This is a genomic window from uncultured Campylobacter sp. (genome assembly GCF_937890585.1).
GTDB lineage: Bacteria > Campylobacterota > Campylobacteria > Campylobacterales > Campylobacteraceae > Campylobacter_A.
The window spans coordinates 1-6,306 of sequence record NZ_CALACG010000081.1 but is presented as its reverse complement, the minus strand read 5'-3'; the positions used below and the strand labels follow the sequence as shown (position 1 = coordinate 6,306).

At 36.3% G+C, this 6,306-nt stretch carries 6 protein-coding genes; 5 read left to right on the top strand and 1 reads right to left on the bottom strand.

Annotated elements, in window-relative coordinates; genetic code table 11:
- Positions 1–73 precede the first annotated feature (73 nt).
- The 5 genes from ruvC (at position 74) to Q0296_RS02245 (ending at position 5,011) form a co-directional block, all read left to right on the top strand.
- Positions 74–553: a crossover junction endodeoxyribonuclease RuvC gene (gene ruvC, locus Q0296_RS02265; RefSeq protein WP_103567041.1), complete on the top strand. Its 480-nt coding sequence runs from the start codon at positions 74–76 to the stop codon at positions 551–553.
- A 16-nt stretch (positions 554–569) separates the two neighbouring features.
- Positions 570–1,259: an MOSC domain-containing protein gene (locus Q0296_RS02260; RefSeq protein ID WP_298036067.1), complete on the top strand. Its 690-nt coding sequence runs from the start codon at positions 570–572 to the stop codon at positions 1,257–1,259.
- A 66-nt stretch (positions 1,260–1,325) separates the two neighbouring features.
- Positions 1,326–3,290 carry a methyl-accepting chemotaxis protein gene (locus Q0296_RS02255; RefSeq protein WP_298036065.1) on the top strand — a complete coding sequence of 655 codons (1,965 nt, stop codon included), beginning with the start codon at positions 1,326–1,328 and terminating at the stop codon, positions 3,288–3,290.
- A 97-nt stretch (positions 3,291–3,387) separates the two neighbouring features.
- On the top strand, positions 3,388–3,903 hold the full coding sequence (luxS, locus tag Q0296_RS02250; protein WP_298036063.1) for an S-ribosylhomocysteine lyase: 516 nt from the start codon (positions 3,388–3,390) through the stop codon (positions 3,901–3,903).
- A gap of 1 nt (position 3,904) precedes the next feature.
- The gene (locus tag Q0296_RS02245; protein ID WP_298036062.1) at positions 3,905–5,011 is read left to right on the top strand and encodes a DNA adenine methylase; all 1,107 of its coding nucleotides are present in this window, start codon (positions 3,905–3,907) and stop codon (positions 5,009–5,011) included.
- 218 nt (positions 5,012–5,229) lie between these two features.
- Here the strand turns inward: Q0296_RS02245 and Q0296_RS02240 are convergent.
- Positions 5,230–6,306 (bottom strand): ATP-binding protein (locus tag Q0296_RS02240; RefSeq protein WP_298036060.1); only part of this gene is annotated, 1,077 nt, incomplete at its 5' end.

Genomic DNA, 6,306 nt, shown 5'->3' with positions numbered 1-6,306 from the left:
TTTAATAAAACCTTTGTTAAACTCTGACAAACTTTTTCACGGCGTGAAAAAGTCGTGAAAAAGTATTGAAAAGATTGTGATGAAAATTTTAGGAATCGATCCAGGCACGAAAAATTGCGGTTACGCGATACTTGAAAAGAGTAAATTTAAAACTACTCTTCTTGAAGCTGGGCTTATAAAGATAAAGCCAAACACGCTTCAATACCAAATAACAGAACTTTGCGAGGGGCTTGACCTCATCTTTAAAAACCATAAATTTGACGAGGTCGCGATAGAGGACATCTTCTTTGCCTACAACCCAAAAACGGTCTTAAAGCTAGCTCAGTTTCGCGGGGCGCTTAGTCTTAAAATTTTGCAGCTTCATGGGGATTTTGCCGAATACACGCCACTTCAAGTGAAAAAGACGGTCACTGGTAAGGCAAAGGCTGACAAAGAGCAGGTGGCATTTATGGTGAAGAAAATTTTAGGCATAAACAAAGAGATAAAACCCCTTGACATCACCGATGCGATCGCGATCGCGCTAACTCATGCGAATAATTTAAGAATAAACTAAATTTGATAGGAAAAATATGGCAACACTAAAAGCTTTACTAATCGGTGATGTGAAAAACTACGGCTCGCAAAATGCGACTGATAAGCTAAATTTACCTTGGAGTTCGGCTATTTTTAAAGTAGCTCAAAATGGCGAAATCTTCGCAAATGAGCTTGGCTTTGAGGGCGATAGCGTCGCTGATACGAAGCACCACGGCGGCCCTGAAAAGGCAGTCTTTGCAAATTCTTTTGCAAACTACGCCGAGTGGGAGAAATTTTTAGGATTAAAAAATATGGCTTATGGGGCGATGGGGGAGAATTTATGCGTTTATGGGCTTGATGAGAGCTGCGTTTATGTGGGCGATATTCATAAGATCGGCTCGCTTGTGCTTCAAGTATCACAGCCTAGAAAGCCATGTTTTAAGCTTTCAAAAAGATGGGGCAATGAAAATATGGCTACTCATATCTTTGAAACAGGCCTTACTGGCTGGTACTACCGCGTTCTTACGCCAGGCTCGTGCAAAGCAGGTGACATGATAGAGGTTGTAGAAAGTGACCCAGTTCATATGAGCATTTTAGAGATAAATAGGCTATTTTACGCGCCAAGTGAAAATTTAAATTTACTAGAGAAATTTAACGCTCTCACTACTCTTACAAATGGCTGGCATGATGATATGAAAAGACGCATTGAAGGTGATTACAGCACTGAATTTATGAGAACACTATAAACATTTATACTTTTGCTCCGATTTTGTTTTACAAATGAATTTCAAACAAAATTTAAAGGAGCAGAGGTGTTTCGTTCTATCACAAATAAGATAGCACTAGCCTTGATGATCTTACTCATCATCTCGTTTTGTGCTATCTCTGCAGTGAGTTATTTTACTTCAAAGGACAAGATCGTTGAACTTGTCAGTGGCAAAGAGGATCAAGTCCTTAAAGATATAAAGAGTGTTGCAAACACTTTTTTTGATGAAAATTTAGAGCATATCAAGAAAATTTCATCAGTCGTTGAAGGCGCTCAAAGTGGCGATGAGATAATGAACTTTGTCTTATCAGAAAAAAAGGTCGCAAACTCTGCAGTGAGCTATGTTTATTACGGCGATGAGGATGGACACTTTTTCCAATCAGATGGTAAAAGAACAACCGTAGCTGACAACTACGATCCAAGAACTAGAGGTTGGTATAAGAGCACAAAAGAGAAAAATAAAGAAATTTATACCGAGCCAAGGGTCACTTCTACAAATGATCTTGTTATGAGTTTTACTGCTCCTGTTACTAAAAATGGTAAATTTGTTGGCGTTGTTGGTATAGATATAGATGTGAAAAAAGTTAGTGACAAGATCATCGAGATAGGCAACACTGGCGATGGTGGATATGCTTATGTGATGAGAAAAGATGGCACTATGCTCTTTTCTGACATAGCTTCAGAGGTTGGCACTATCTTGCCTGTTACAAAGGTCGTCTCAGAAAAATATGCCAATAAAGAATTTGACGAAAATGGTCTGATCTCATATAAAAACTCTAAAAACCAAGATGTAACGGCTAAAATTTTACCTATCAACGATGATGGCTGGCTTGCAACTGTCGCAGTAGGTGCGGATACATTTTCAAAGCATACTATGCCTATCTTAAAAGCTCAGCTAACCCTTGCAGTGCTCTTTATAGTCATACTTTCAGCCATTGTTTTCGTGCTACTAAAACGCTCGCTTAAACCTATCGGAGTTATACAAGAGAAGCTTTCTGATACGTTTAAATTTATCACCTATGAGAGTAGCACTGCCCCAAGCAAGCTAGACATCCACACAACTGATGAATTTGGCGTGATGAGTGAAGAGATAAATAAAAATATCGACAAAGTCATAGCTGGCATCAAAAAAGATAACACCATGCTTGAAGAGCTAAATGTAGCTGCAAATAACATGATAAGAGGAAATTTAGGCGTCAAACTTAGCCAAAATCCAAACAACCCATCACTTATCAAGCTAAAAGATCTACTAAACACCTTCTTTAGCTCTATCAGTCAAAATTTAGGTAGCGTCATAAATATCTTAAATTCATACTCAAAGAACGACTACACCGCTAAGATCGAGCTAAGCGATAATATAGAAGCTGATCTAAAAGCCATGATGGTTGGCATAAATAACGCAGGCGATGCTATAAGTGCTATGCTAAATAGCAACCTAAATCAAGCTCAAATTTTAGAAGAAAAGGCGACTATACTTGCTGAGTCTATGAGAAATTTAACTGATGGTGCTAGCAAACAAGCTGACTCTATCCAAGAGAGCGCAGCTGCGGTTGAGCAGATGTCAAGCTCTATGAATGCCATCTCACAAAAGACAGGGGACGTCATAAGACAAAGCGATGAGATCAAAAATATCATCGTTATCATCCGCGATATCGCTGATCAGACAAATTTACTGGCCCTAAATGCCGCCATAGAAGCAGCTCGTGCAGGTGAGCATGGACGTGGCTTTGCGGTTGTGGCTGATGAGGTTAGAAAACTAGCTGAGCGCACTCAAAAAAGTCTAGGTGAGATCGAGGCAAATACAAATGTCCTAGCTCAATCAATAAACGAGATGAGCGAATCTATAAAAGAGCAGGCTGAGGGCATAAATATGATAAATAGAAGTGTCGCTCAAATAGATAACGTCACAAAAGAAAATAGAAGCGTTGTTAGCAGTACAAACGACGTAACTAGCGAGATAGACAGCATGGCAAAGGTCATACTAACAGACGTTAGAAAAAATAAATTTTAATACTCCAAATACTACTAGGCTCATGTAAATTTATGTGGGCCTTTAAATTTTTAAATCTTTTTTACGCTAAAATTACCAAAAATTTAAAGGAGAATATATGCCACTACTTGATAGTTTTTGTGTAGATCATGTGAAGATGAAAGCCCCAGGAGTTAGACTAGCAAAGAGTATGAAGACCCCAAAGGGCGATGATATCAGCGTTTTTGACTTGAGATTTTGCAAGCCAAATGAGGAAATTTTACCAGAAAAAGGCACTCATACTTTAGAACATCTATTTGCTGGTTTTATGAGAAACCATTTAAATGGCAACGGCGTGGAGATCATAGACATCTCGCCGATGGGCTGTAGGACTGGCTTTTATATGAGTGTGATCGGCACACCTAGCGAAGAAGCTGTGAAAAAGGCATGGCTTGCTTCGATGAAAGATATCTTAGATGTCAAAGATCAAGATAAGATCCCAGAGCTAAATAAATTTCAATGCGGCACCTACAAGATGCACTCACTTGATGAAGCGCACGCCATAGCAAAGAAAATTCTAGATCAGGGTCTAGTCATCATAAACAACGAAGAGATCAAGCTTGACGTTGATGCTATGGGACTAAAAAAGCACTGATTTGAAGCCAGTAAAACAAGAAAATCAAGCCTATCTAAAAGAGCAAATTTTAACCTATCTTGGTAACAAACGCTCTCTTTTAGGCTTTATCGAACAAGGTGTAAAATACGCAAAAGATGAGCTTAAAAAAGAGAAGCTTAGCTGCTGTGACCTCTTTAGTGGAAGCGGCGTGGTGGCTAGGTTTTTAAAACAAAATAGCGAATTTCTAGTCGCAAACGACTTGGAGCTTTATAGCTTCATCACAAACTCATGCTATCTGCAAAACGCCACAAATGAGCTAAGAGATGAGATAAATTTCTGGCAAAAAAAGCTTGAAAAAGAGATAGAAGATAAACTTTTTGAGGGCTTTATAACAAGGCTTTATGCCCCACAAGATGACGAAAATATCGTTTGGGGCGAGCGGGTCTTTTACACAAGAAAAAATGCCATATTCATCGACACTGTAAGAAGGCTCATAGATGAGATGTTGCCAGAGGAGATGAGAAAATTTTTCATAGCTCCGCTACTTTATAATGCAAGCGTGCATGCAAATACGAGTGGAATTTTTAAAGGTTTTCATAAAAATAAAGAGGGTATCGGTCAGTTTGGCGGCAGGGGGCAAAATGCCATTTCAAGGATCACCTCTGATATAAATTTGACAAAGCCAATTTTCTCAAATTTTAGCGTGCCATTTGAGGTCTATCAAAAGGACGCAAATTTGCTAGCAAAAGAGCTTAGCGGTCTTGATCTAGTCTATCTTGACCCACCTTATAACCAGCATCCATACGGCTCAAACTACTTCATGCTAAATCTCATCGCAAGCTATGAAGAGCCAAGTAAAATTTCAAAAGTCTCAGGTATCTCAAAGGACTGGAACAGATCAGTCTTTAATAAAAAATCATCAGCGAGCGAGGCATTTTTCGAGCTGATATCAAATTTAAAGGCGAAATTTGTGCTTATCTCGTTTAACTCAGAGGGCTTTATCAACCAAGACGAATTTGATAAAAATCTAAATAAAATGGGCAAAGTTCATCTACTTCGCCAAAAATATAATGCCTACCGCGGTAGCAGAAATTTAAAAGCTAGAAATATCCACGTAGACGAACTTCTTTACGTTTTGAAAAAGTAAATATACTAATTCTCGTAAAAATTTTTAAAAATTTATATATTTATACTTATAAGTTACGAAAGTTTATTTGTAAATATACAAAGAAATAATATGCTACTTAAATATTTTTTAAGCTTCTAATCAAACAACTATCAAACAAATATATTTTAAAAAACATCGTAATTTCAGTACTTCTAATATAAAATTTATAAATTTTTAAGCTTCTAATCAAACAACCATCAAGCATTTCTTTTAGCCCAGATAGGAATATAAGTTCTGGCTTTCACGCCTATATTTTCATCATATATGGCTATCTTGCCGTCTTCTATTGATAAATTTATGATCTTAGATGCCATTGAACTATTTTTGACATCTATTGCAAATCTCTCTCTTAAAGTAGTGTTTGTCATATATTCTTTTTGTATATATTTTAAGCAACAATGCAAATAACAAGCTCTTATTTTATCTTCTTTATACATATCTTTTAGTTCTTTATGAGCAAATAATGTAGCTTTGGTGTATCCATTTATTGTTTCAAAAGATGGTGCTGGGAGTTGATATAATTCAGTCAAAGATACAACCTTATCTATGCCACTACCACGTTCTTCGCATATATTTATACGCCTCATAAAATGAGCTAGTTTTTCATTTCTTGATTTTGGAGGATTGTCTAAAAATCTATCGGTATTTATAAGTGGTTCTCCAGGATTTGTAATTTCTATTCTATTATCATAAATTTCTATCATTACAGAGTTGCCAGTCTGAGAGAAATCTTGATGTATTAATGCATTTGCTACAAGCTCTCTTATACAAAGTTCTGGATACATTTTTACATTTTCTCTAAATGCTTTTCCTATAACTTCATTTTGTGGCAATATATCGTTAATATAATCTATTAATCCTGCAAAACCAACTGCAAAACCTTTCTTGCCCTCTACTTCTTTTAATGTTTTTATTTTTGAACTACCTCTATACTGTACTACTCTTATGGCTTTTCTTTTAAGGTTTTCGAAATTACTTAAATCTTTTGCAAATAGTATAGCTCCTAAATTTGTGATAGCATAATTATTGTTGTCTAGTTTAATTATTAGATTATCTTTAACTAGATAATCTAATATGGTATCTCTATTTTCTGGCAAAGGAATATCTAAGAGCTCAAAATATTTTGTAAATTCTAGTAAATTTAAAATATCGGTTACACTTATATTATCTGCTGATATTTGTTTTTCAAAAGGAATTTTATCAAACGTTCTCCAAAGTTCCCGTTCTTTTTCGGGAATATCTCTTAATTTTTTATTATTTTCTCCAAACCTTAC